Source organism: Thioclava dalianensis (assembly GCF_000715505.1).
In the GTDB taxonomy this organism is placed as follows: domain Bacteria; phylum Pseudomonadota; class Alphaproteobacteria; order Rhodobacterales; family Rhodobacteraceae; genus Thioclava; species Thioclava dalianensis.
This window is the reverse complement of sequence record NZ_JHEH01000010.1, coordinates 42,595-67,620: the sequence shown is the minus strand read 5'-3', so window position 1 is coordinate 67,620 and position 25,026 is coordinate 42,595. Positions and strand designations below refer to the sequence as shown.

At 63.9% G+C, this 25,026-nt stretch carries 24 protein-coding genes; 13 read left to right on the top strand and 11 right to left on the bottom strand.

The features are described 5' to 3' along the window. Positions 1 to 9 precede the first annotated feature (9 nt). Genes DL1_RS10115 through DL1_RS10100 form a run of 4 tightly spaced genes read right to left on the bottom strand, consistent with a single transcriptional unit; the run spans position 10 to position 4,918 of the window. Entirely contained in the window at positions 10 to 1,248 is a 1,239-nt protein-coding gene (locus DL1_RS10115) for an OpgC family protein (RefSeq protein WP_051693473.1), read from the bottom strand. Further along, a complete protein-coding gene (mdoH, locus tag DL1_RS10110) occupies positions 1,241 to 3,052 on the bottom strand; it encodes a glucans biosynthesis glucosyltransferase MdoH (protein ID WP_038065645.1) in 1,812 nt (603 codons plus the stop codon). Before mdoH ends, DL1_RS10115 begins: the two co-directional genes overlap by 8 nt. Position 3,053: 1 nt before the next feature. Further along, positions 3,054 to 3,263: a hypothetical protein gene (locus tag DL1_RS10105; RefSeq protein ID WP_038065642.1), complete on the bottom strand. Its 210-nt coding sequence runs from the start codon at positions 3,261 to 3,263 to the stop codon at positions 3,054 to 3,056. After that, positions 3,260 to 4,918, bottom strand: coding sequence for an OpgD/OpgG family glucan biosynthesis protein (locus tag DL1_RS10100; RefSeq protein ID WP_038065639.1), 1,659 nt, complete (start codon positions 4,916 to 4,918; stop codon positions 3,260 to 3,262). Before DL1_RS10100 ends, DL1_RS10105 begins: the two co-directional genes overlap by 4 nt. Positions 4,919 to 5,322: 404 nt before the next feature. On the opposite strand from DL1_RS10100, the gene DL1_RS10095 reads away from it, so the two are divergent. From DL1_RS10095 to DL1_RS10070, 6 genes are read left to right on the top strand one after another with little or no spacing between them, the layout of a single operon-like run. Next, a complete protein-coding gene (locus tag DL1_RS10095) occupies positions 5,323 to 8,322 on the top strand; it encodes a monovalent cation/H+ antiporter subunit A (protein ID WP_074854753.1) in 3,000 nt (999 codons plus the stop codon). After that, a complete protein-coding gene (locus DL1_RS10090) occupies positions 8,322 to 8,660 on the top strand; it encodes a Na+/H+ antiporter subunit C (protein WP_038065637.1) in 339 nt (112 codons plus the stop codon). Before DL1_RS10095 ends, DL1_RS10090 begins: the two co-directional genes overlap by 1 nt. After that, on the top strand, positions 8,660 to 10,312 hold the full coding sequence (locus DL1_RS10085) for a monovalent cation/H+ antiporter subunit D (RefSeq protein WP_081856316.1): 1,653 nt from the start codon (positions 8,660 to 8,662) through the stop codon (positions 10,310 to 10,312). Before DL1_RS10090 ends, DL1_RS10085 begins: the two co-directional genes overlap by 1 nt. A gap of 13 nt (positions 10,313 to 10,325) precedes the next feature. Then, positions 10,326 to 10,817 carry a Na+/H+ antiporter subunit E gene (locus tag DL1_RS10080; protein ID WP_081856315.1) on the top strand — a complete coding sequence of 164 codons (492 nt, stop codon included), beginning with the start codon at positions 10,326 to 10,328 and terminating at the stop codon, positions 10,815 to 10,817. Beyond that, entirely contained in the window at positions 10,814 to 11,083 is a 270-nt protein-coding gene (locus tag DL1_RS10075; protein WP_038065633.1) for a K+/H+ antiporter subunit F, read from the top strand. Before DL1_RS10080 ends, DL1_RS10075 begins: the two co-directional genes overlap by 4 nt. Before the next feature lie 7 nt (positions 11,084 to 11,090). Continuing rightward, the gene (locus DL1_RS10070; RefSeq protein ID WP_081856314.1) at positions 11,091 to 11,513 is read left to right on the top strand and encodes a Na+/H+ antiporter subunit G; all 423 of its coding nucleotides are present in this window, start codon (positions 11,091 to 11,093) and stop codon (positions 11,511 to 11,513) included. A gap of 7 nt (positions 11,514 to 11,520) precedes the next feature. On the opposite strand, the gene DL1_RS10065 is transcribed toward DL1_RS10070, so the two are convergent. Continuing rightward, positions 11,521 to 13,335, bottom strand: coding sequence for an ABC transporter ATP-binding protein (locus DL1_RS10065; RefSeq protein ID WP_081856313.1), 1,815 nt, complete (start codon positions 13,333 to 13,335; stop codon positions 11,521 to 11,523). Between the two features lie 166 nt (positions 13,336 to 13,501). Further along, complete coding sequence (gene trpA / locus DL1_RS10060) at positions 13,502 to 14,293, bottom strand: tryptophan synthase subunit alpha (RefSeq protein WP_038065630.1); 792 nt, start codon at positions 14,291 to 14,293, stop codon at positions 13,502 to 13,504. Positions 14,294 to 14,477: 184 nt separating this feature from the next. Here trpA and ychF point away from each other — a divergent pair, with 184 nt between their 5' ends. Further along, entirely contained in the window at positions 14,478 to 15,575 is a 1,098-nt protein-coding gene (gene ychF / locus DL1_RS10055; protein WP_038065627.1) for a redox-regulated ATPase YchF, read from the top strand. A gap of 63 nt (positions 15,576 to 15,638) precedes the next feature. On the opposite strand, the gene DL1_RS10050 is transcribed toward ychF, so the two are convergent. The 3 genes from DL1_RS10050 to DL1_RS10040 all read right to left on the bottom strand — a co-directional run bounded on the left by DL1_RS10050 (position 15,639) and on the right by DL1_RS10040 (position 19,562). Continuing rightward, positions 15,639 to 17,276 carry an MFS transporter gene (locus DL1_RS10050; RefSeq protein WP_038065624.1) on the bottom strand — a complete coding sequence of 546 codons (1,638 nt, stop codon included), beginning with the start codon at positions 17,274 to 17,276 and terminating at the stop codon, positions 15,639 to 15,641. A 123-nt stretch (positions 17,277 to 17,399) separates the two neighbouring features. Beyond that, a complete protein-coding gene (locus DL1_RS10045) occupies positions 17,400 to 17,888 on the bottom strand; it encodes a cupin domain-containing protein (RefSeq protein WP_038065621.1) in 489 nt (162 codons plus the stop codon). 51 nt (positions 17,889 to 17,939) lie between these two features. Further along, positions 17,940 to 19,562 (bottom strand): acyl-CoA dehydrogenase family protein, encoded by a 1,623-nt coding sequence (locus tag DL1_RS10040; protein ID WP_038065620.1) that lies wholly within the window; start codon positions 19,560 to 19,562, stop codon positions 17,940 to 17,942. Between the two features lie 118 nt (positions 19,563 to 19,680). Here DL1_RS10040 and msrB point away from each other — a divergent pair, with 118 nt between their 5' ends. The 5 genes from msrB (at position 19,681) to DL1_RS10015 (ending at position 22,991) form a co-directional block, all read left to right on the top strand. Next, on the top strand, positions 19,681 to 20,121 hold the full coding sequence (msrB, locus tag DL1_RS10035) for a peptide-methionine (R)-S-oxide reductase MsrB (protein ID WP_038065618.1): 441 nt from the start codon (positions 19,681 to 19,683) through the stop codon (positions 20,119 to 20,121). 74 nt (positions 20,122 to 20,195) lie between these two features. After that, positions 20,196 to 21,242 carry an aldo/keto reductase gene (locus DL1_RS10030; RefSeq protein ID WP_038065615.1) on the top strand — a complete coding sequence of 349 codons (1,047 nt, stop codon included), beginning with the start codon at positions 20,196 to 20,198 and terminating at the stop codon, positions 21,240 to 21,242. Further along, on the top strand, positions 21,242 to 21,598 hold the full coding sequence (locus DL1_RS10025) for a hypothetical protein (protein ID WP_038065612.1): 357 nt from the start codon (positions 21,242 to 21,244) through the stop codon (positions 21,596 to 21,598). Before DL1_RS10030 ends, DL1_RS10025 begins: the two co-directional genes overlap by 1 nt. Further along, complete coding sequence (locus DL1_RS10020; protein WP_038065610.1) at positions 21,586 to 22,086, top strand: lipocalin family protein; 501 nt, start codon at positions 21,586 to 21,588, stop codon at positions 22,084 to 22,086. Before DL1_RS10025 ends, DL1_RS10020 begins: the two co-directional genes overlap by 13 nt. After that, on the top strand, positions 22,083 to 22,991 hold the full coding sequence (locus tag DL1_RS10015; protein WP_038065607.1) for a DMT family transporter: 909 nt from the start codon (positions 22,083 to 22,085) through the stop codon (positions 22,989 to 22,991). Before DL1_RS10020 ends, DL1_RS10015 begins: the two co-directional genes overlap by 4 nt. On the opposite strand, the gene DL1_RS10010 is transcribed toward DL1_RS10015, so the two are convergent. Together DL1_RS10010 and DL1_RS10005 are read right to left on the bottom strand one after the other, a co-directional pair. Beyond that, complete coding sequence (locus DL1_RS10010; protein ID WP_038065604.1) at positions 22,988 to 23,701, bottom strand: NUDIX hydrolase; 714 nt, start codon at positions 23,699 to 23,701, stop codon at positions 22,988 to 22,990. The two genes, DL1_RS10015 and DL1_RS10010, sit on opposite strands and share 4 nt — an antisense overlap. Then, complete coding sequence (locus DL1_RS10005) at positions 23,694 to 24,095, bottom strand: DUF983 domain-containing protein (RefSeq protein WP_038065602.1); 402 nt, start codon at positions 24,093 to 24,095, stop codon at positions 23,694 to 23,696. Before DL1_RS10005 ends, DL1_RS10010 begins: the two co-directional genes overlap by 8 nt. A gap of 206 nt (positions 24,096 to 24,301) precedes the next feature. Here DL1_RS10005 and DL1_RS20875 point away from each other — a divergent pair, with 206 nt between their 5' ends. Further along, complete coding sequence (locus DL1_RS20875) at positions 24,302 to 24,958, top strand: EF-hand domain-containing protein (RefSeq protein ID WP_162178744.1); 657 nt, start codon at positions 24,302 to 24,304, stop codon at positions 24,956 to 24,958. The last annotated feature ends 68 nt before the right edge of the window (positions 24,959 to 25,026 follow it).

Sequence of the window (25,026 nt, the reverse complement as noted above, 5' to 3'; positions counted from 1 at the left end):
TCTCGGGGTTTACTCGGCGGCCTGCATCACCGGTTTGGGTGGCATTTTCGGCGTGGCAGCTGGCGGGGTGGCTGCGGCGGCGATGGCCGCTTTTTCCCGGCGCGCGCGGCCTTTCGGGCTGTAGGTGTCGCGCAAGTAGGCCAGCAGGAACTGAAGCGCGAGGCCGCCAAAGATCAGCACACTGTCTTGCACCAACCCGCCCGGATGGACCGCCTTGATCGTCTGCCCGGCGATTGCCAGCACGGTGCCTGTGGCGAAGACTGGAAGCGAGTGGCGTCCCAGCATCCGCAGCGGCTCCAACACCGGCGTGGCCGCAATGCGCGGCAAGATCCCCGGCAGCGACAGGATATAGGCCAGAGCCAGCAGATGGGCGAGGCGCGGCACGGATTCAAACGTCTTGTCGAACCCCGCGATAAAGAAGGGCACGCCCCACTGACGAAGCTGCCATGTGCCATGGCCAAAACTCTCGAGCATCCAGGTCGAATGAACCCAGACTGCGCTCAGGATCAGCCAGCCCGCAGCCAACGCGACAAGCCAACCCCGCACCGGCACCAGCCGCTTGCCCGCACGCAGCGCAAGCCCGGTCATCAGCCCGAGCGAGAACACAAGCTGCCATGAGAAGGGGTTGAAGAACCAACCGCCCGGCATCGGATAGTTGGGAAGGTTGATGCGGAAAAGCCCGGCCAGCGCCCAGATCGCGGTCGAGGTGCCCAGAAGGATCAGCGGCGAGCGCTGCCCGAGCCGGATCAGCCACGGCGCCATCAGCAGCAGCGCCATATACATCGGCAGGATGTTCACATAGCCTAGCTGATGCCCGAGCGTGGCAATGCCGACCAGAAAGCCGAACGGATCGGTGGTGAGCGTCTTGAAGGCGTTCTTGGTCAGCAGCTCATCCGCGCCCCAATGCTTCACCGCGAAGGCCACGATGGCGATGGCCCAGATGGCGGTGAGGATATGCACGAGATAGAGCAGCCACGCGCGGCCCCAAAGCCGCGACACGCCGTCCCAGTTCAGCCCGCGCGCCAGCGCCGGGCCATAGGCGAGCGCCGCCGCCAGACCCGACATGAAGACAAACCCCTCCGCCGCATCCGAAAAGCCCAGATTGCGGGATGTGAGGTTCTCATAGATGTTGCCGGGAATATGATCGGCAAAGATCATCACCAGCGCGAGACCGCGAAACAGGTCGATGCGCAGGTCGCGCCCGGTCTGGGGCGACCGGGGCGATACGATAGGGCCAGTATCAGGCATGGGCGGGGCTCCGGCGCGAATCCGACGAGTCGGAGGAAAGCGCAGCATCAGGAGCTGGGAACGCATTGTCCCAGCGCGACAAGATCCGGTTGTGCAAGGCGACGACCGGGGGAAGTTCGACCTCGGAGGGCACGGTCATCAGCGCCGAGCGCGAGGTTTGCGAGGACCACGAGATCAGCCATGGCGCGGCCAGCATCGGCAGCCCCACCGGCAGCAACCAAAGCAGCAGCCCCGGCGAGAAGATATAGGTAAGCACCAGCCCGCCCAGACCGATGGCAACGATCCACCACGACGCGGCAAATCCCTCATTCACGCTCAGCCGCCCGTCGCCCCGGTTATTCGTGGGCCAGCCGCCATCGCGCCCCAGCACCACCTGACATACCGAGCGGGTGGCGAAGGCCAAAAGCACCGGCGCCGTGAGCGAAGAAAATGCAAGCTCGGCCAAGGTCGAGGCAAAGCCCATCGTGGGGCCGCCGAAATTGCGCGCATGCCCCAGAAGGGCCGCCCGGCCAGCGATCAGCAGTTTGGGGACCAGCAAAAGCCCGAAGATCCCGATGGCCAGACCGATGGCCTTGGAGGCTTCGGATGGCGGGAAATAGGGGAAGGGCCAGTAGGGCTCGGGGAAGTAATCGGGGGCCGGGACGAAGAGGGGCGCTGCAACCGAGGCCGCGATGAAGCCCAGCCAAAACAGCGGCGCGATATAGGCCATGATCCCTTGAGCAAAGACGAAACGCGACCAGCCGCACAGGCCGGGCGCCCCGATGATGCGCGCGTGCTGAAGATTGCCCTGACACCAGCGACGATCCCGCTTGGCGTGGTCGATGATGTTTTCCGGGCCTTCCTCGAAAGAGCCCTCGAGATCGTCATCAAGCCGCACCCGCCAGCCTTTGCGCGCCAGAAGGGCTGCCTCGACATAATCGTGGCTCATGACATGGCCGCCAAAGGGCGGTTGGCCGCGCAGGGCAGGGAGGCCGCAGCTTTCCGCGAAGGCGCGCGTGCGCACGATAGCATTATGGCCCCAGAACGGGCCGGTGCGCCCTTGCAGCATCGCAAGCCCGCGCGCGAAGACCGGCGAGAAGAAAGCGGCGGAGAATTGCATCGCCCGGGCAAAGCGCGAACGTCCGCGGATCACACGGGGCAGGCTTTGCAGCAAGCCGATATCGGGCTCTGCCTCGATCCGACGGATCATCGTCAGGATCGTCTCGCCTTCCATGAGGCTGTCGGCATCGAGAATGAGCGCATAGTCATAAGCCCCGCCCGAGCGCGTCATGAAATCTTCGATATTCCCGGCTTTCTTGCCGATATTGTTGAGGCGGCGGCGGTAGAAAAACCGCCCCACCGCGTCGCGCTCTTCAACGAGATGCGCAAAGACAGCCGCCTCGCGCGCCGCGATCTCTTCGTTGCGGGTGTCCGACAGGATCGCGAAATCGACACGGGCGGCATCGCCGGTCGCATCGAGCGATGCATCCATCGCGGCAACCCGCGAAAAGGTCGAGATCGGATCCTCGTTATAGACGGGAACCAGCACCGCAGTGCGCCCCTCGATGGGCTTGCTGGGATCGATGCGAGGCGGATTGGGCAGGGTGGTCAGCCCGATCAGGGCTTGCACCGCACCCCATGCCAGCCAGAGCGTCGAGATCAGGATCAAGACCGCGCGCACCACGTCGAGGGTCTGTAGCCCATCGGCCTCACCGAATTGCAAGAACAGGACGAAGGCCCCGAGACCTGCCATTGCGGCCAGACCCAGCGCAAGTGCGCGCAGGGCAATCAGAGTCGCGCCTCGAGGGCGCGCAAGCCAGTCCATTTCAGGAGCTTTCCCCGAAGGTCCGGCGACCCAAGAGGCGCGCGAGACGGGTGCTCAGGCGCAGATCGGGCTCGATCTGTTGCGCAGGCATGGCCATCGGCGCGCTGGGCAGCGCGCAGGGGCCGTAGATCAGCATCTCGGGTGTGAGGCGCTGGGGACGTGTTGTGTCAGCCGTTGCAGGGACGGTCGGCAGCATCGAAGTAGAGGTCATGTTTTATTCCACTGGTAGAGCCAGGTTTCAGACAGCTTGCGTCCAAAACCCGAAAGCTGTGCAGAAAGTTCCACCGGCGCGTCACCATCGGCGGAAACATCCAGCACCAAACGCCAAACTCCGTCCTGCTCGACCTTCGAAAGGGTCTGTGTCACGATTTTTCCTTTGCCCGCATGGGTGACGACCTCGATCTTGTCCGAGGATTCAGCGGGAAGGTTCGCAATCTCTCCACCCTTGAAATCTATAACAAATTTCCGGGTGCCTTTTGTGTTTTCCACGCCCGAGACACCCCCGGTGCCAGCGCGGGTCTCCTCGACATAGGCGCGTGTGTCGCCGCCATCGGGGGGCAGATCTCCCCATTCGAGCCGATAGGCGAATTCCAGCGCATCGCCTGCCTTGGCCGGGGCATCGGGCACCCAGAACGCGACAATATTGTCATTCACTTCAAGCTTCGAGGGGATCTCGACGAGACGCACCATGCCCTTGCCCCAATCGGAGGCCGGGGTGACGCGCGCCGAGGGGCGGCGCTCGTAATGGGCGGAGGCGTCCTGATAGTCGTCGAAATTGCGGTCGCGTTGATAGAGGCCGAAGCTGTGCGGCGCATTTTGCGAGAAATACGAGGACGCGATCTTGCCGGGGTTTTGCAGCGGGCGCCAAATCAGGTCGCCATCGCCTTGCTCGATCCCAAGCCCGTCGCTGTCATGCACCTTGGGGCGGTAATCGTCGAAATCAGAGCGATTGCGCGGCCCGTAGAGATACATCGAGGTCAGCGGTGCCACACCAAGCTGCTGAATGTCAGCACGGATATAAAGCCGCGCCGTGACATCCATCGCGGTCGCATCGCCGGGCGTGATCACGAAGCGATAAGCGCCGGTCAGCGATGCCGAATTCATCGCGGCATAGACCGTGATCGTGTCGCTGCCGGGGGTCGGGGTCTCGATCCAGAAACGCGTGAACCGCGGGAACTCCTCGGCCACGGCAAGGCCGGTATTCACCGCCAGCCCGCGCGCGGACAGCCCGTAGGCCGAGCCCCGCCCAAGCGCGCGGAAGTAAGACGCGCCCTGAAAAGCTGCGAGCTCATCCATCACGTCGGGACGGTTGATCGGGTTATGCAGTCGGAACCCCGCGACGCCGGGCAGGTCCGCGTGCTCGGGCACGATCTTGCGGGCCTCGCGCTCGTAGATGAAGTCATCCGTGTTGAAGATCATCGGCGTTGCCTGACCGTCTTCAACGGAGAACATCTGTACCGGCTCCTTGAAGAGCCAGCCGAGATGGAAGGCCTGAAGCTGGAACAGGCTGTCCTTGATATCCGAGAAGATCGCCTTGTCCGGGTTGTAGCGGATCAGGCGATAGGTGTCATAGGTCAGCTTGCTGAGGAAATCCGCATCGCTCGTGGCGGGCGGCACAGGGTCGCCCTTGGCCTCGTTTTGCATCTCGGCCGAGAGCGCATCAAAGGAGAAGGGGGTTTTCTGCGGCGCAGCGGGTGCGGCAGGTTCTGCAGCTGGTGGAGTGGCGGGCGCGGCGGGGGCGGGTTGCGCGCTATCTTGAGCACGGACCGGCACGCCGGTGGCCGCCAGAAGGCCAAGCGCAGTGCCGGCACCAAGAAAGGCGCGGCGGGAGGGGTGAGCCTTACGAACAGACCGGGAAGAGGACATGTGTTTCCCTGCGATTACAAAAACTTCGCGCATATAGATAAACGCTTTCCACAGATTGCATAGTCACAGCGTCATAAAACAATCAAGAGCTCTCGCATGCCCGGACCCGTGGCACCGTGCCAGCCATGCGAAATCTGCATAACGTTGCCCATGAAAGCGCCCTTTAGCGCGGTTTCCCGCCTATTTCCGCCGTGGCTCGTGCCTTTTTGCCGCAGATGCGAAGGCTGGCTTCGGGGGCGACTTTCGCGCGCAAGGCGCGACCAAGTGTCCGATTCTGCCGATGATTCCACCCGTTTATCTTGACAGCCCCACCCCGCTTGCTCAGGTAATGGAGAGCGTTTGTGGGGGGTGATCCATGCGGTTTCACTGTCCCAAGGCCCGCCCCAGAACGGACCGGAGAGAGAATGTCGCCTGCCCTGATTGCCGCCTTACCCTTCCTTGGCGCTGCCCTGCCATCGCTGTTGATCCGTACTGGCCGCAATAATGCCGCGGGTGTATCTGCCGTCATCACCGGGCTGGCCTTGCTGGGCCTGTTGCTGCATCTGCCGACCACTCTGGCAGGCGGTGTCGTGGAGACCCGGATCGACTGGCTCCCCTGGCTTGGGTTGAACCTGAATTTCTGGATCGACGGCTTGGGCATGCTGTTTGCCACGATGATCCTCGGGATCGGCCTGCTGGTGATCCTCTATGCGCGCTACTACCTGTCCAACAAGGATCCGGTGGGGCAGTTCTACACGTATCTTCTGTTGTTCCAAGGCGCGATGGTGGGCATTGTGCTCTCCGATAACATCTTGCTTTTGCTTGTGTTCTGGGAACTTACCTCGCTGACCTCCTTCCTGCTGATCGGCTATTGGAAGCACCTCCCCGCAGGCCGTCAGGGCGCGCGTATGGCGCTGACCGTGACCGGTCTGGGCGGGCTGTCGATGATCGCAGGCATGCTGATCTTGGGTCAGATTGCGGGCAGCTACGATATCTCCGAGATCCTGCGCCACAAGGACGCGATCCAGGCAAGCCCGCTCTACATTCCGGCGCTGCTGCTGATCCTTGGCGGGGCGTTTACGAAATCTGCGCAATTCCCATTCCACTTCTGGCTGCCCCATGCGATGGCCGCGCCCACGCCGGTTTCGGCCTATCTGCATTCGGCCACGATGGTGAAGGCGGGGCTGTTCCTGATGGCGCGTTTATGGCCCGTTCTGTCGGGCACGCCGGAATGGTTCTACATTGTGTCGACCGTGGGCCTGATCACGATGCTGATCGCTGCTTATATCGCGATTTTCAAGCATGACATGAAGGCGCTTTTGGCGTTTTCAACCGTGTCGCATCTGGGTTTGATCACCTTCATGCTCGGGCTTGGAACGCAGGCGGGCGCGCTCGCGGCCGTGTTCCACATCATCAACCACGCGACCTTCAAGGCGGCGCTGTTCATGTCGGCGGGTATTGTCGATCACGAGGCGGGGACGCGCGATCTCACACGGGTGGGCGGGCTTCGAAAACTGATGCCAATCACCTTCGCGATTTCCACAATTGCGGCGCTCTCGATGGCGGGCATCCCGTTCTTCAACGGCTTTTTGTCGAAGGAGATGATGCTTGAAGCGGCGGCGCATACGGTGTGGCTCGACAATTACTGGATCGTCCCGGCGATGGCCACGCTTGCGGCTTTGTTGTCGGCCACCTACGCCTTCCGCTTCATTCACCACGCCTTCTTCGGCGAGGTCGCGACCGATCTGCCCAAGACCCCGCATGATCCGCCGATGGGCATGTGGCTGAGCCCGGCCTTTCTGGTCGTGCTGGTGCTGGCCATCGGTATCTTCCCGATGGCGGTTGCGGGCCCCTATGTGCAGATGGCGACCAATGCGGTCGTGGGCGGCGGCTATCATATGCATCCGCTCAAGATATGGCATGGCTTTACGCCCGCGCTGTATATGTCGGCAATCGCGGTTCTGGGCGGTATCCTCTTCCTGACCGCGCATGGCCCGTGCCAGCGCGTCTGGGACCGCATGCCGCGCCCCGAGGCCAAGGTGATGTTCGACTGGGTCGTGGGCCGCGTTCAACTGGGCGCCGATCGCCTCACGCAGGGGCTCTATACCGGCGCGATGGCCCGCTATCTGATGCTGTTTGCGCTGGCAGCGGTCGGGGCGGGGCTTTACGCCTTCTCGACCGGTTCCATGGGCCCGCAAACCCGCGCGCTGACCCCGGTCAATGGGGCTGCCGTCACGGCGTGGATCTTGCTGCTCACGGCGACCATGTGCATCGTGGCCTTCCATCACAACCGCATCCTTGCGCTGGTGCTGATCTCCATCGTGGGCCTGATCGTCTCGATCTCGTTCGTCTACCTGTCTGCCCCGGATCTGGCGATGACCCAGATCTCGGTCGAGGTGGTGACGGCGGTGCTGATGCTGCTTGCGCTCAACTTCCTGCCGAAGGTGACCAAGATTGAATCGAGCCGCTTCAAGATCAGCTTCGATGTCTGCATCGCGGTGATCGGCGGCGTGGCTGTGGCCGGTCTGATCTATGCGCTGATGACGCGCGATTTCGCCTTCCCGCCGATGTCGGGATACATGCTTGAGAACAGCTATAATCTTGCGGGCGGCGACAATGTGGTCAACGTGATCCTCGTCGACTTCCGGGGGTATGATACCTATGGCGAGATTACGGTGCTGGGGATCGCCGCGCTGGTGATCTTCGCGCTGACCGAGGCACTGCTGCAAGGCGCGTCCTCGCGCAAGCTGATCGCATGGCGGCCCGATGTGGCGCGCGGTGGCGACAAGCACCCGCTGCTGCTGCTGGTAGCGACCCGGGTGATGATGCCGATCGCGCTTGTGGTGGGGCTGTTTATCTTCCTGCGCGGGCACAACCTGCCGGGCGGCGGGTTCATCGCCGGGTTGATCGTCGCGATTGCGCTGGTGATGCAATATATGGCTTCGGGCTTTGCATGGACGCAGGCGCGTCAGAAAGTCTATTACCATGTGCTGATCGCCTCTGGCGTGCTGGTCGCGGGGATCACCGGGGCCGGGGCGTTCTTTGGCGGTCTGCCCTTCCTGACGTCCAATTTCGGTTATGTGAAACTGCCCGGCCTCGACAAGTTCGAGCTGGCAACGGCTGCGGGCTTCGATCTGGGGGTCTTCCTTGGCGTCGTGGGCTCGGTGATGCTGGCGTTGGGCGGGCTGAGCCGTCTGGCGCGCCGCGCCGCGATGGGCGAGCACGACGGCGAAGAGGGCGCGCATATCGCAGCCGAGAAACCTGAGGCCCGTGTGCTGGCGCCGCTGTCCGCCGGGCCCTATCCGCCAGAGGCCAAGGTGCCACGGCGCTGGTGGCGCACGGCGCGCGCTGCCAGAGAGGCGACCACCGCCGAGCGCGACGCGGTCCATGCCAACAAGATCAAGACCCAGGAGGAGGATCACTGATGGAAGTGCTTGTTGCCTCCGCCATCGGCGTGCTCACGGCCGCCGGAATTTACATGATCCTGCGGCTGCGGACATTTCCCGTCGTCGTCGGGATGTCGCTGCTGTCCTATGCGGTGAACGTGTTCCTGTTCGCCTCCGGGCGCCTCGTGGTGAACGAGCCGCCGATCCTGCGCGACGGCGTCACGAGCTATACCGACCCGATCCCGCAGGCGCTGGTGCTCACCGCGATTGTGATCTCCTTCGGGATGACGGCGGTGGCGGTGATGCTGGCGCTTGGTGCCTTCATCGAGGCCGGAGATGACCGGATCGATCTCGACGCGCAGGAGGATGAGCAATGATGGAGCATTGGATCATTGCGCCGGTCGTCTTGCCGGCAATCCTCGCGCCACTGATCGTGCTGTGGATGCGCTATGACCTTGTGACGCAGCGCGTGGCCTCGGTCATCGGGATGCTGGCGCTGCTGACACTGGCGATTGCCTTGCTGGTCTCGGCCTCGGGGAACCCGCCCGAGGTCTACAGGCTTGGCGGCTGGGAGCCGCCCTATGGTATCGTTCTGGTGCTCGATCGCCTCTCGGCGCTGATGCTGTTGCTCAACGCCATACTGGGCCTTGTCGTGGTGCTCTACGCCATCGGTTCGGGCTGGGATCGGCGCGGCTGGCATTTCCACTCGCTGATGCAGTTCCAGATGATGGGGATCAACGGGGCGTTCCTGACCGGGGATGCGTTCAACCTGTTCGTCTTCTTCGAGGTTCTGCTGATCGCCTCTTACGGTCTGATGATCCATTCGGGCGGCAAGGCGCGGCTGAAATCGGGCGTGCAATATGTCGTCTATAACCTCGCCGGATCGACGCTGTTTCTGTTCGCGCTGGGGACGATCTATGCCGTGGCGGGCACGCTCAGCATGGCGGATCTCGCGACCAAGGTCGCGCAGATGCCCGCCGGGGATAGCGCGCTGATCCGTGTTGGTGCGGTCCTGCTGCTGTTGGTCTTTGCGGTGAAGGCCGCCCTTGTGCCGCTGCAATTCTGGCTGCCCGCGACCTATAGCAATGCGCCGGGTCCGGTGGCGGCGTTGTTTGCGATCATGACCAAGGTGGGGGTCTATGCAATCGTGCGGGTCTACACGCTGATCTTCCCGATCACCGGCACGACCGACACGCTGATCCATGACATCCTTGTTCCCGCCGCCTGCGTGACGCTGGTCGTCGGGATGGTCGGTGTTTTCGGCGCGCGCGATATGGGGCGGGCGGTGACCTATGCCGTGATCGGTTCGATCGGGACGATGGTTCTGGCCTTCTCGCAATTCACCCAAGGGGCGACGTCTGCGGGTCTCTATTACATGGTGCATTCGACGCTGGCAGCCGCCGCCCTGTTCCTGATTGCCGATCTCGTGCGCGAGCGGCGCGGGCGCTGGGGGCTGGCATTGCGCGATGCCCCGCTGATGCACAATCACGGCCTGCTGGCGGCCCTGTTTTTCGTAGCCGCCATCGCGATGGCCGGGATGCCGCCGCTTTCGGGCTTTCTTGGCAAGCTGATGATCCTCGACGCGCTGCGTGGCCATTGGTGGCTGTGGGCGGCGATCCTGATCACGTCCCTGATCTCGATTGTGGGCTATGCCCGGATCGGCTCGCAGGTGTTCTGGCGCTCCTATGCGGTCAAGGACGAGGAGACGCCCGAGCTGCGCGAGGACGTGACCGCGCCTGCATTGGCCTTTACCGCAACGGGCGGGCTGGTGGCCGCGCTGGTCGCCGTGACCGTGATGGCCGGGCCTGTCAGCACATGGATGCAGGGCACGGCTGCGCAATTGTTTGCGCCCGCGCAATATATCGACGCGGTGATGGGCGGTGCCGAGGCGCGGGCGCAGGAAGCTGCCCGGATCGGTGCGCAGGATCACGGCCATGCCGAAGTGATCGACCATATGGCGCCTGCCGACCGTGCAGCCGAGGGAGCATCACAACCGCAGACCGGGCATGACGCCCCGGCCAGCCATTGAGGGGGCGCAAGAAATGATCCGCAAGTTCCTTCCGCACCCCTATCTCACGCTCATTCTGGCGATTGTCTGGCTGTTGCTGGCCAATGCCTACACGATCAACTCGCTGGTCTTCGCGATCCTCGTGGGCCTCGTGATCCCTTGGATCACGGCGCCTTACTGGCCCGCGCGCGCGCGCGTGGCGAACCCGCTCAAAATCGCGGAATATGCGCTCGTGGTCTTGTGGGATATCGTCATGGCCAACATTACGGTGGCCCGGATCGTGTTGTTCATGCCCAATGCGAAGTTGCAGCCGGCCTGGGTGACTGTCCCGCTGGATCTGATTTCGCCCGAGGCGATCACGGTGCTCTCGGGCACCATCACGATGACGCCGGGCACGCTGACCGCAGAGCTTGCAGCGGATGGGCACTCGCTGCTGGTCCATTGCCTGCACGCGCCCGACCCCGATGAGGTGCGCGACGAGATCAAGACCCGTTATGAAGCCCGACTGAAGGAGATATTCGAATGATCCTCTATGCGCTGATCTTCGCCATCGCCTGTTTTTGCGCGGCGCTGCTGTTCAACCTCTACCGCGTGGTCAAGGCGCCGGGGGTGACGGACCGGGTGCTTGCGCTCGACACGATGGCGGTCAATGCGATCGCCCTGATCGTGCTTTTCGGGATCTACGAGGGCACGGCGATGTTCTTCGAGGCCTCGCTTCTTTATGCGATGACCGGGTTCGTGGCGACCGTGGCATTCGCGAAATTCATCCTGCGCGGCGATATCATCGAGTGAGGCATTGATGGAACTGGTCTGGGACATTCTGATTTCGGCACTGCTGGTGATTGGCGGGATTTTCGGCTTCGTGGGCTCGCTGGGGCTTGTGAAACTGCCCGATCCGATGACGCGGCTGCATGCGCCCACCAAGGCCGCGTCGCTGGGCGTGGGCTCTGTGCTGATCGCCTCGATGCTGTGGTTCGGCGTCAAGCAGGGCGAGGTTACGCTGCATGAGTTGATGATCACGGTCTTCATCTTCCTCACCGCGCCGATCACCGCGCATTTCATCGCCAAGGCGAATATCTTCCGCGACTGGCCCGCCGAGAAACTGCCGCGCCCCTCAGGCGACGGCGAATGGGCCGTGCATCAAGCCGATGCGGATACCTCGCGTGGGGAACTGTCCGTCGAGCGCGATCTAGCGGAGCAGGCGGAGGATGATCGCGCCTGAATGCGCGTTACTGCACGCCCTGCATCCCGCCTGATCCGCCGAACTGCTGATCGAATAGCCGCTTGAACACACCGCCATGGTCCAGCAATTCGCGGGCCGTGCCGAATTCGACGACGCGCCCGTCTTCCATCACATAGATCCGGTCGGCCTCGAGCACGGTCGAGAGGCGGTGCGCGATCACGATCGTGGTCACATCCTTGGTGACCTCGCGCAGCGCATCCTTGATCAGCGCTTCGCTATCGGCATCGAGCGCGCTCGTGGCCTCATCCAGCAGCAAGATCTCGGCGCGGCGCAGGAAGGCGCGCGCAATCGACAGACGCTGGCGCTGACCGCCCGAGAGGAAGGTGCCGTTCTCGCCCACCTGCGTCTCATAGCCCTCATCGAGCTTTGCGATGAATTCATGGGCATGCGCTGCGCGCGCGGCCTCATAGACCTCTTCGTCGGTCGCATCGGGGCGCGACACCCGGATATTCTCCATCACCGAGGTCGAGAACAGGAATGTGCCCTGACCCACGAAGGACATACGGGCACGCAATGAGTCGAAGGTCACATCGCGGATATCCTGCCCGTCGATCAGTACGTTGCCCTCTGTCGGGTCGTAAAGCCGCATCGCAAGGTTCAGAACGGTCGATTTTCCGGCCCCCGAGGGCCCCACAAGCGCGGTGGTCTTGCCCGGCTCGAAGGTCAGATTCACATCGCGTAGAACGCGCTTATCCTTGGCATAGGCGAACCCGAGATTGCGCATCTCCATCTTGCCGGGGCCGGGGGGCAAGGTAGTGGCGTTCTCGGCTTCGGAAATTGTTTCGGGCTGGTCGAGTAGCTCGAACATGATCCGCACGCCGACCATCTTGGATTCGATCGTGACGCGCATCCGCGACAGGCGCTTGGCGGGCTCATAGGCCATCAAAAGCGCGGTGACGAAGGACATCAGCTGGCCCGGTGTCGTGGCCTCGCTGCCAAAGGCGCCAAAGGCACTGAGATAGACGACGCCCGCAATCGCAAAGCCCGAGAGCGTCTCCATCAGCGGCGAGGTGATCGCCTCAAGCCGCGCAACCGCGTTGGAGCGTGTCTCGACCTGCTTCACCGCGCCTTCCATGCGCCGGTTCATCCGCTTCTCGAGCGAGAAGATCTTGATGATCTGGATGCCGCCCGATGTCTCTTGGATGACCTTGATGATCTCGCTCAGCGAGGCCATTTCCTTTTCCATGATCACGCGCACATGGCGCAGGATGTAGCGCAGCCCAATCATCGTCAGCGGCCCGATAATCAGCATCACGCTCGACAGAAGCGGTTGCTGATAGACCATCACGCAGATCAGGCCGAACAGGGTCAGAAGATCGCGCACCATTGAGGTCACGACGACCTCGATCAGCGACCGCGCAGCCTGCGCGCTTTGCGTCACCCGCATCAGCAGATCGGAGGATTCGTTGATGTTGAAGAACCCGACGCCCTGCCGCATCAGCTTTTGATACAGCCGGATCTGCTGGCGCGCGACGATCCGGTTGCCCGCACGCGACATGAAGACGACCTGTGTGTAATTGGCGATGCCCTTTACGGTAAAAATCACCATCACGGTGATCGAGACCATCGCAACGCCCGCGTGGTTCTCGGGGTGACCCAGCGCATCGATGATCCGTTGCATCACCCAAGCCGTGGCCGCGGATGTCAGCGCCACGACGAGCATCGCCAAGATCGCTATGGCATAAAGCCAGCCCTGTTCGTTCATGCCCTCGCGCAGCAACCGGCTGATCAGCGAGTTGTTCAACAGGCCCTTGAGCGCGCCCAAGCGTCCGGGGGTGGTTTCAACGGTTTCGTCGGTCATCCATCACGCCTGTTTGGCCAGCCGAGCGCGGCAGTTCATTGAGGCTCTACCAGCCGCGCCCTGCGAGATAAAGCACAACGCGCCGGTCAGGGCGCGTTGTGGCATTAAGATAAGCGCCGCAGCCTTGCGCGAAAAGGGGCAAAGCCGCTGGTGCTCTAAGGGCCGCTCAGGCCGAATGCGCGCCCGAGGCCAGTCCTGCCACGAAGGCCAGCACGTCGTCGCGCGACTTGCCCGACGCGATCTGCTGGACGATGGCCGAGCCCACGACGCAACCATCGGCCACACCTGCGATCGTACGGGCGGCCTCGGGGGTGTTGATGCCAAAGCCCACGATGACCGGCAGATCGGTTTGCGATTTGATCCGCGAAACCTCGGGACCGACGTGGGCGGCTTGCGCCGCCTGCGAGCCCGTGATCCCGGTGACCGAGACATAATAGACAAAGCCCGAAGTGTTTTGCAGCACTTTGGGCAAGCGCGCGTCATCGGTGGTGGGCGTGGCCAGCCGGATGAAATTGATGCCCGCTGCCTGCGCCGGGATGCACAGCTCGTCATCCTCCTCGGGCGGCAGGTCCACAACGATCAGCCCGTCGATCCCGGCGGCCTTGGCATCGGCCAGGAAAGCCTCCACGCCATGGCTGTAGATCGGGTTGTAATAGCCCATCAGAACGATCGGCGTCGTGTCGTCGCTTTCGCGGAAGGCGACGGCCATCTCAAGCGTCTTGCGCAGCGTCTGCCCGCCATCGAGCGCGCGCTGGCCCGCAAGCTGGATCGTTGCGCCATCGGCCATCGGATCGGTGAAGGGCACGCCCAGCTCGATGATATCGACGCCCGCGCCGGGCAATCCCTTCATCACCGCAAGCGAGCTCTCCAGATCCGGGTCCCCGGCCATGATGTAGGAGACAAAGGCCTTCTTGCCCTCGGATTTGAGTGCGGCGAATTTGGCGTCTATGCGAGTCATGGCGTCCCTCCGGGTGGTCCCGAAGGGGTTTGCGCGAAGAGGGCGGGAAAATCAATGCCCCCCGGCCCGCTTGCTGCCATTCGGCGCGCCCGCGCGGGAATTATGGCGCGCCACGCCTCCACGCCCGCTTGCGCCCAAGCCCGCCAGTGAATATGAAGCGCGCAGCCGCAATCAGGAGGGCGCAATGGGTTTCAAGATGGGTATCGTGGGTCTGCCGAATGTCGGCAAATCGACCCTGTTCAACGCGCTGACGAAAACGGCCGCCGCTCAGGCCGCGAACTTTCCCTTCTGCACCATTGAGCCGAATGTCGGCGAGGTGGCTGTGCCCGATGCCCGGCTCGAGGCTTTGGCAGCGATTGCCGGCTCGAAAGAGATCATCCCGACGCGCATGACATTCGTCGATATCGCGGGCCTCGTGAAAGGGGCGTCGAAAGGGGAGGGCTTGGGCAACCAGTTCCTCGCCAATATCCGCGAAACCGATGCGATTGCGCATGTGTTGCGCTGTTTCGAGGATGACGATGTGACCCATGTCGAGGGCCGCGTCGAGCCCGTGGCCGATGCCGAGACCATCGAGACCGAGCTGATGATCGCCGATCTCGAGAGCCTTGAGAAGCGGATCGCCAACCTCGCGCGCAAGATCAAGTCGGGCGACAAGGAAGCCAAGGATGCCGTGCGTCTGCTCGAGCAGGCCAAGGAGGCGCTTGAGGCCGGTCGCCCCGCGCGCACCATCGAGGTCGCCGAGGAAGACCGCAAGGCTTGGGCCATGCTCCAGCTGTTGACGGCCAAGCCTGTCCTCTACGTCTGCAACGTCGAAGAGGCCAATGCCGCCAAGGGCAATTCCAAATCCGACGCCGTGGCGAAGATGGCCGCGGCCCAAGGTGCCGGTACGGTCGTGATCTCGGCTAAGATCGAAGAAGAGATCTCGCAGCTCGACGCCGATGAGGCCGAGATGTTTCTGGACGAAATGGGGCTGGAAGAGGCCGGTCTCGACCGCCTGATCCGGGCAGGCTATGAGCTGCTCGGCCTGCAGACCTATTTCACCGTCGGACCGAAAGAGGCGCGCGCCTGGACGATCCGTCATGGCACGCTCGCACCGGCTGCGGCAGGCGTCATCCATGGTGATTTCGAGCGGGGTTTCATCCGTGCCGAGACCATCGCCTATGACGATTACATCGCGGGCAAGGGCGAGACGGGCGCCAAGGAGGCGGGCAAGTTCCGCGTCGAGGGCAAGACCTACGAGGTCAAGGACGGCGACGTCCTGCATTTCCTCTTCAACAGCTGATCGCTGTCCGGGCGCGCCCTTCAAACCGCGCCCGGGACGCAGGTCTAAGCGGTTCGCGCGGCCTTACACGCCCGGTAGCTCGGTCGTGGGCGGACGTGGCGGGGCGTCATCATGCAGCGGCACGGTCTGACGCTCGATCAGGCGCCGGACCTGAGGGCGCGGCGCAGGCCCGTGATGCAGCTCAAGCAGGTCCTCGAAATTCTGCGCGTCGTTTTTCGTCCGCCGCGCATTGTGGCGCAGATACTCGATCCACGTCGGCACGTGATAGCTCTCGATCCAGAGCCGCGGATTTTCCAGATCGCGCAACAGCCCCCATTGCCGCGCTCCGTCACGAATGCGAATGCGACGCCGGGCCCGCATCAGCGCCATGAAGCGCTCGGTATCCGCAGGGTCGATCTCGTATTCGACAAGGACAAGGATCGGCCCGGAACGTGCGCGAATATCAAGCTGCGGCTCGGGCGGTTGGAAACTGCCAAACGGGTCGAGATCGATCGTCGAGAACCCCTCCAGCCGCAGCCAGATCCCAAGCACCGCCCCGACCAGAAGCACCAGCGCCGCCACCCCGAGCGCGGCACTCACACCGTGCTGGCTGGCCAGCAGACCCCAGACCCATGCGCCGCTCGCCATCCCGCCGAAGGTCGCGGTTTGATACAGCGAGAGCGCCCGGCCCACGACCCAGCGCGGCGTGGCAAGCTGGACCGTGACGTTGAAGAGCGACAGCGCCAGCACCCAGAACGGTCCGGCCACGATCAGCGCGAGGCAGCTGAGGATCAGCGAGCTCGACAGCGCCAACCCGGCCACCGCCACCGCAAAGCCGACAAAGGAGATCCGCACGATCACCTCGTTCGAGAACCGCTCGCGCAGCGGGGCATTGAGCACGACGCCGCCAATAGCCCCCAGCCCGAAGGCCCCCAGAGAGATACCGTAATCCAGCGCGCTCCCCGCCAGCAGATCGCGCACCACCAAAGGCAAAAGCGCGAGCACCGAGATCGCGGCAAAGCCGAAGATCGCGCCGCGTGCCATCACCCGCAGCAGCACCGGCGAGAGCATGACGTAGCGCAGCCCCGCACTCAGCGCGAGACGCAGCGGCTCGCGCGGCAAGGGGTCGCTCGGATAGCTCGGACGCCAGCGAAACAGGATCCCGATCAGCGGAAGATAGCTGATCGCATTGAGCGCGAAGGCCGCCGCCGCCCCGGCTGCGGCCACAATGATGCCGCCGATTGCCGGGCCAAGGCTGCGCATCATGTTGAAACTCATACTGTTGAGCGAGACCGCAGCCGACAGGTCGTCGCGCTCCACGATATCGCCCATCGAGGCCTGCCAAGACGGGTTGAACAGCGCCCCTCCACAGCCAATTAAAAAGGTGAATCCCAGCAGCAGCCACGGCGTGAGCATCCCCGCCCACGCGAAGAGCGCGAGCGCGACCGACACCAGCACAACGAAGATCTGCGCCGCGATCATGATCCGGCGCCGGTTGAAATTATCTGCCAGCGCCCCTGCCAGCAGCGACAACACGACCACCGGCAAGGTGTTCGAGGATTGCACCAGCGCGACCATATCCTGCGAGGTCGTAAGGCTCGCCATCAGCCAGCCCGCACCCACCGCCTGCACCAGCGTCCCGAGGTTGGAAAACAGCGTGGCCAGCCACAGCGCGCGGAAGGTCGGGTTTTGGAAGGGCGAGAAGACAGAGCGTTGCGGCACGGGAGCGATCCGGTTGAAGGGTGAAAGCGGCGGCAGCCCGATAGGGCCATTCCTGAGCCGCGGTGGCAAGGGGGTAGAGCGCGGTCAACCGTCGGGCCCTCGCACGCGGGGCGCGTTTCGGCCCTAGCGTTTCGCTCCCGCCTGTATCGGCTGGATCGCTGCGTCATCGACCAGTTGCCACGCCAGCCCGGGCGCGCGGAACAGCCGCTTGCCCTGATCGGGGTAATCGCCCACATCATGGGCAAGGCGTTGGCCCACGACCAGCAGTCGCAGCGGCTGCACCCCGGTATTCTTGATGGAATGCGCCTCGCCGCCTGCGCGGTAGCCGATGAAATCTCCCGGTCCGATGGCGTGCCGGGCGTCGCCGATCCGGGCTGTCGCCTCGCCCGAGAGCACGAAGACAGCCTCGTCCTCGTGGTGATGGCGGTGAAATTCCGTGGTCTCGCGGCCCGGCTCGACCTCGATGATATGCACCCCGATTCCAGTCAGCCCGGTGAGATCGCCGAGGCTCTTGTTCACCCGCTTTGCATTGGGGTTAAGAAAATGCGTCTTGGAGAGCCCCGGCATCGTGGCGATTTCTTGCGCCTGCACCAAGTAGCGTTCTTCGGTCATCTCTGCCCCTTTCTCTTGATAAAAATATTGCCGCCGGAGGCTTCTGTCTTCTCACTCCGCGAGACGGGCCAGAATGCTCGAGACATCGCTCCCCGCCATCGCGCCACTGGTGCGCCCGGCCTCGCCCGCAAGCCGGGTTGCGACGAACGCATCGGCCACCGCGCCGGGCGCGTGTCGGATCAGCTGCGCCGCGCTCAGCAGCAGGGCCAAGCGCTCGGCAAACCAGCGCGCCTCGGCTTCGGGCGGCAAGCTCGGCCAGCGCGCGTGATGGGCGTCAAGCGCGGCATCATAGCGCCGGTCGGTGCCGCGCGCGGCCTCCAGCTCTGCCTGCACGACCTCTGCGGCGAGCGGCTCACGCGCCAGCGTGCGCAGGATGTCGAGGCAGATCACGTTGCCCGAGCCCTCCCAGATCCCGTTCAGCGGTGCCTCGCGATAGAGAAGCGGCATCGGCGTGTCCTCGACATAGCCCATCCCGCCCAAGCACTCCATCGCCTCATAGGTGACCTGCGGGCAGCGCTTGTTGCCAAGATATTTGGCCAGCGCCACGCCGATCCGCGCGAAGGCCCGGTCTTCGGCGTTTGCCCCGTCAAAGGCCTGCGCCACGCGCATCCCAAGCGCCAAAGCGCCCTCCCAATCGAGCGCCAGATCGGCCAGCACCGCGCGCATCAGCGGCTGATCGATCAGGCGGCGCTGAAAGGCCGCACGGTGGCTGACCCAGTGATGGGCCTCACAGAGCGCCGCCCGCATCAGGCCCGCAGGCGCCATCGCGGTATCGAGCCGGGTATGGGTGACCATCTCGATGATCGTGGCCACGCCACGGCCCGGCTCTCCCAGCAGATAAGCCAGCGCGCCCTCATATTCGATCTCGGCGGAAGCGTTGGAGCGGTTGCCGAGCTTGTCTTTGAGCCGCTGGATGCGGATCGGATTGCGCCCGTCCTCCAGCCAGCGCGGCACGAGAAAGCAGCTCAAGCCCTCATCGGTCTGCGCCAGCGTCAAAAACCCGTCCGACATCGGGGCCGAGCAAAACCACTTATGCCCCGTCAATCGGTAATGATCGCCCGCGCGCTCGGCGCGGGTGGTGTTGGCGCGCACATCCGAGCCGCCCTGCTTTTCCGTCATGGCCATGCCCAGCGTGACGCCGCTCTTTTCGGACATCGGCAAGATGCGCGGATCGTAGCTGCGCGAAATCAGCTTGGGCTGCCACAGCTCCGCCAGCGCCGGGGTGGCGCTGAGCGCGGGGAAGGCGGCATAGCTCATGGTCATCGGGCAGCAGCTTCCCGGCTCGACCTGACTGTTGAGATAGACCATCGCGGCGTGGGTGGCATGCCCGCCCGGCTTGCCTTCCCAAGCGACGGCGCTGTAGCCCGCCGTGATCCCGACCGCCAGTGAGCGATGATAGGCGGGGTGAAAGCGCACCTCGTCCAGCCTGCGCCCGCCTGCATCGAAGAGCACCAGCTCGGGGCTGTGCCGATTGGCCTCGCGCGCGGCATCGCGGCTCTCGGCGAGCCCCAGATGCGCGCCATATTCGGCCAGCGGGGCCGAGCGCCCTTCGGCGCGGGCCACCGCCTCGCGCAGGGCAAGATCGTTTTGCCACAGGTCGATATCGCCGCGCGCGGGCGGCTGGTTCTCGACCAGATGCGTGGACAGATCGGAACGCGGGGCAGGTGTGGTCATGGCGCTATCCTCCTCCTTGTGAGGATAGGGCGCGAAGGGACAAACGGCGAGCGAAAGCCACGCAGGCCTTTATATCGCGCCGCGCGCCCCTAAATCAGAGCGGAAAGGGAGACCCATCATGAGCAAATGGCAAAAATCCGAAGAGGCGCTGGCGAAGCTGACACCGGAGCAGTATCGCGTCACCCAGAGAAACGGGACCGAGCGGCCCTTCACCGGGGAATATAACGACCACAAGGCCCGCGGCATCTATGTCGATCTGGTTTCGGGCGAGCCGCTTTTCGCCTCGTCGAGCAAGTTCGAATCCGGCTGTGGCTGGCCCTCGTTCACCAAACCTCTGGTGAGTGAACACGTGGTCGAGCTGACCGACAAAACGCTGGGCATGGTGCGCACCGAGGTTCGGTCAAAGAATGGTGACAGCCATCTGGGCCATGTTTTCCCCGATGGGCCGCGCGATCAGGGCGGTTTGCGCTACTGCATCAACTCCGCCTCCCTGCGCTTCGTGCCGCTCGAGGAGATGGAGGCGCAAGGCTATGGCGATCTGATCGATCAGGTCGAGTAGCTACAGGCTTTACGTTCTCGCTCCCCGGTGGCAGGTTCGCGCAGCAGCACGAACAGTTGAGAAGGGGCGGAGCTATGCGCAAGATTGAACTTGGCAGCAGCGGGATCGAAGTGTCGGAAATCTGCCTCGGGTCGATGACCTGGGGCACCCAGAACACCGAGGCCGAAGGGCACGCACAGATCGACATGGCGCTCGATCACGGGATCGATTTCATCGACACCGCCGAGATGTACCCGGTCAATCCGGTCAGCGCCGAGACATTGGGCGCGACCGAGACCATTATCGGCACCTATCTGGCCAAGCGCGGCAAGCGCGATGATCTGGTGATTGCCACTAAGCTCACCGGCGAGGGCTCGCATGCGATCGAAAGTGGCGTGCCGATCTCGCCCGAGCGGATTCGCGCAGGCGTCGATGCTTCGCTCAAGCGGCTTCAGACCGACTACGTCGATTTCTACCAGTTTCACTGGCCCAATCGCGGCTCGTATCACTTCCGCAAGGCGTGGCGCTTCGATCCCTCGACGCAGCCCCCCCGGGCCGAGGTCGAGGCCGATATGCAGGCCTGTCTTGAGACGCTGCAAGAGCTGATTGACGCAGGCAAGATCCGCCATGCGGGCCTGTCCAACGAGACTGCTTGGGGCACCTCGGAATGGCTGCGGTTGGCCAAGGCCGGGGCTGGGCCGCGGATGCAGACGATCCAGAACGAATATTCGCTGATGTGCCGGTATTTCGATCTGGATCTGGCGGAACTGTGCCATCACGAGCGGGTCACCCTTCTGGCCTATTCGCCCTTGGCGGCAGGCATTCTGACCGGCAAATATTCCGGCGATGTGACGCCGCCGCTGTCGCGCCGCTCCTATGTGGCCTCGCTGGGCGGGCGCGCCAATCCGCGCGCCTTCGATATCGCGGATGCCTATATCGCACTGGCACGCGAATTCGATCTCAACCCGATCACGATGGCCATTGCTTGGGTCATGAGCCGTCCCTTCCCGGTGATCCCGATCATCGGCGCGACCTCGCTCGAGCAGCTCAAGCCGAACCTTGATGCGGCGGGCGTGACGCTGCCCAAGGAGCTGCTCGACAAGATCGCGGTGCTGCACCACGATATGCCGACGCCCTATTGATGCGCGCGGCAGCCCTGATCTGCGTGAGCCTTCTGGCGCTGGCGGCCTGCAAGCCGCTGGCCCAGATGACAGGCATGGGCGGGGGCACGCAGCAAGAGCTGCCCTTGGTCGGCCAGCAAAAGCAGGACGCGGAAAAGACAGCTTGCGTCGCCAAGGGCGGCAGGTGGATTGATTTCAACGGCGGCTATCTGTGCCAGCACGACACGCGTGACAATGGCAAGATGTGCCATTCGCGCAATGATTGCGAGGGCGAGTGTCTCGCGCGGTCACAAACCTGCGCGCCGGTGGTGCCGCTTATGGGCTGCAATGATGTGATGACAGAGGCGGGCTACCCGATGACCACATGCGTCAACTGATCCTTATCCTTGCGGGGATAGCCCTTCTTGCGGGCTGTGCCTCGGCGCCGCGTATGGCGCCCGGGTTGCGCGATCGCGATGCGCTGATCTCTTCGGCCGCGCTCTTCGATCCGACCCGTTTTGCAGGCGACTGGCACGTTGTGGCCAGCGGTCAGCCGGGATGTAAGGGCGTCCAGAGCTGGCGCTGGGACGGTTCGGGCAGCTTCGATGTGCGCGGGGCGGAATGCGCCGGTGCCACGGGGCCTCTTGACGCCAAAGTCGTGCTGACCGGGCCGGGCGGGCGGATGTCCGCGCGAGAGGCCTTTGGCGGCGAGCCGATCTATGTGATGTGGGTCGATCAGGATTACCGGATCGCGGCTCTGGGCACGCCCTCGGGGCAGTGGGGGATGATCCTGTCGCGTCAAACGCCTGCGCGCCCCGATCTGCTCAAGGCGGCCCGCGAAGTGCTCGATTTCAACGGCTATGATCTGAGAAAGATCTCGCCATGACCGCGGTGCCTGCACATCTGTGGGTCTGGGTCACGCTGTTTGCGGCCATCGTCCAGACCCTGCGTTTCATGCTGCAAAAGATGCTGGCAGGCGCGCAGTTATCGGTGGGCGGGGCGACCTTCTCGCGGTTCCTGTTCGGCTTCCCGATTGCCGCGTTGGTCGCGATCGGTTTCCTGCATGAGACCGGCACCGCCTGGCCGCATCTGAGCGCCCCATTCTGGGGCTTCGTCATCGCGGGCGGTGCGTGTCAGGTGGCGGCGACCTTCCTGACGGTCGCGCTATTTTCGATGCGTAATTTTGCCGTGGGGGTCGCGTTCACCAAGACCGAGACGGTGCAGGTCGCGCTCTTCTCGGCGGTAATTTTGGGCGAATGGGTCGGGCCGCTGGGCTGGGTCGGCATCCTGATCGGTCTGATCGGCGTGCTGTTGCTGACCAAGCAGCCGGGGGCCGTGAAACTCAACGCACGCGCGGCGATCTATGGCGTGGTGGCGGGCGGACTGTTCGGCCTGTCCTCGATCTTCTACCGCGGGGCGACGCTGGAACTGGCCCCGCTGGAGTTCTTCGCCCGCGCCATCGTGGCGCTCGCCTGTGCGACATTCGCGCAAACCATCGGGATGGGCCTTTATCTGCGGCTGCGCGAGGCCGGAGAACTGAGCCGCGTGCTGCGCGCATGGCGGCGCACGATCCTTGTGGGGATCACCGGCGTGCTGGGCTCGGCGGGGTGGTTCACCGCGTTCTCGCTGCAAAACGCGGCCTTCGTGCGCGCGCTGGGGCAGGTGGAGATCGTCTTCACACTGCTCGCCTCGGTGCTGGTTTTCCGCGAGACATTGCACCGGCGCGAAGGCCTCGGCATCGCGCTGGTTGTGGCCTCGCTGATCGTGATCGTGCTGGCAGGATCGCGTTAGGTCTCGATTGCGAGAAACCGCGAGGCGGGGCCGCGATTGTCGAAAAACGGCACGCTGGCGGGCGGAGAAATTGGCTGCCCCGGACGCAAAAGCGCCGAGATTTCGGCGAGCACCACTTCTGTGATGAAAGGCAGGTTGAGCGCGCGGGCCTCGCTCAGCGGCACCCATTGCAGATGCGAGAGCTCATCGCAGGCGCGTGAGAAGTCGTCGGGATCATTCGAAATCGCCTCCGCATCGACGAGGAAAAACCGCGCATCGAAGCGGCGCGGACGGCCCGGCGGCGTGATCGCGCGGAACACGAAATGCAAATCAGACGCGGCGGGGCAAAACCCCAGATCCGCGAATCCCTGCCAGTCGGGCGGCGCCGCATCCGGCCAATCGGTACGCGCGCCAAGGATCATCCCGGTTTCTTCCCACAGCTCGCGGATCGCGGCGGCGGCAAGGGCAGGGGCGATCCCGTCAGGGGCGTCATGTGCCAGCCGTGCGGCATTGGGCGCGCCGAGCGGCGCACTGAGCGGCACGTTCCAATCGCCAAGATCCACCGCGCCGCCCGGAAAGACGAATTTTGAGGGCATGAAGGCGGCGCGCTCTGCGCGTTGTCCCATCAGCACCCGCGGCGGCTCTCCGGCATCGCGGCGCAGCACGATCACGGTTGCGGCGTGACGCAGCGCCGTTTTGTCGGGTGTCGCCGCGAGGGAGGCGTCAGTCATTTGCGCCTGCAAGCGCGCCGAACCCATGCATCCGGCGCGACCATTGGATCGCGACCATCAGCCCCTTCATCATCGGCAGCAAGATCAGCGACAGTGCGACCGTCGCGGTGCCGAAGAGAGCAATCATCTGCCACGGCTCGGGGCGGTAGGCTACGAAAGCTGCAGCCATCAGCGGGATCATCAGGTGCCCGACGATCAGGATCGTGAGATAGGCGGGGCCATCATCGGTGCGCTGATGCGAGAGATCTTCGTCGCAATTGGGGCACGACTCTCGCACTTTGAGATAGCCTTTGAGCACCCGCGCGCTCCCACAGGCGGGGCAAAGACACATCAGCCCGCGCCGCATCGCGCGGCCCATCGGGCGGTCGTCTATTGGGTCTGCTTCATCGTACATGCTTGGCCTCCCGCGCCAGCGGACCTGAAACTCTCGCCCTCAATATGGAGATCTTCACCTCACTTGGAAAGTGCCGTGGCACGCTCCCGTCTCGGCCCGGCGGGCCGTTCTGCGACGGAAACGATCTCCGGTCACGTTTGAACTCACATCGACGGCCCGAACACGGCCCCGACAGAGTTTCAAAGGAGACCAGGAAAATGACCTTCATGAACAGGCAAACCATCGCAGCAGTTCTTCTCGCCAGCTCAAGCCTTGTGCTGAGCGTGCCCGCCTTCGCGCAAGACAGTGCCACTGGCGATGCGCAGTCTCAGACCAGCACCCCGAGCCCTGCGCCGGGCATGCCGGGCGGCAAGCTCTTTGGCTTTGACCGGACCGGGCTCGACACCAACGGCGACGGCAAGATCTCGCTGGCCGAGATTCAGGCCAAGCGGGCCGCCGAGGCCAAGTCGCTGGATGCCAATGGCGACGGCAAGATCTCGGAGCAAGAGCTGATGGACTTCGAGATGGCCAAGGCAAAGACCCGGATCGAGGCGCGCGTGAAGGCCCGCTTCGCGGCGCGTGATCTCAACGGGGATGGCGAGCTGTCGGCAGCCGAGCTGATGGTCCACCCGCTGCCCACCCGAGTGTTCGAGCGCATGGACCGCGATGGTGACGGCGCGCTGAGCCCCGAGGAAATCAAGGCGGCGCGCAAGATGATGCACGAGCGGATGGGCAAATATGGCCATCACCATGGCAAGATGGATCGCAAGCACCACGGCAAGATGGAGCACCACGGCAAAATGGGCGGCAAGATGGGTGGTCAGATGGACGGGCAGGACGGCGGCATGGCCACCCCGCCTGCACCGCCCGCACCGCAGAACTGATCTCGTCGGGATCGGTGGCCGGGGGCGTGCTGCGCGCCCCCGGCCGTGCCTGACAATTGCGCGCGCGT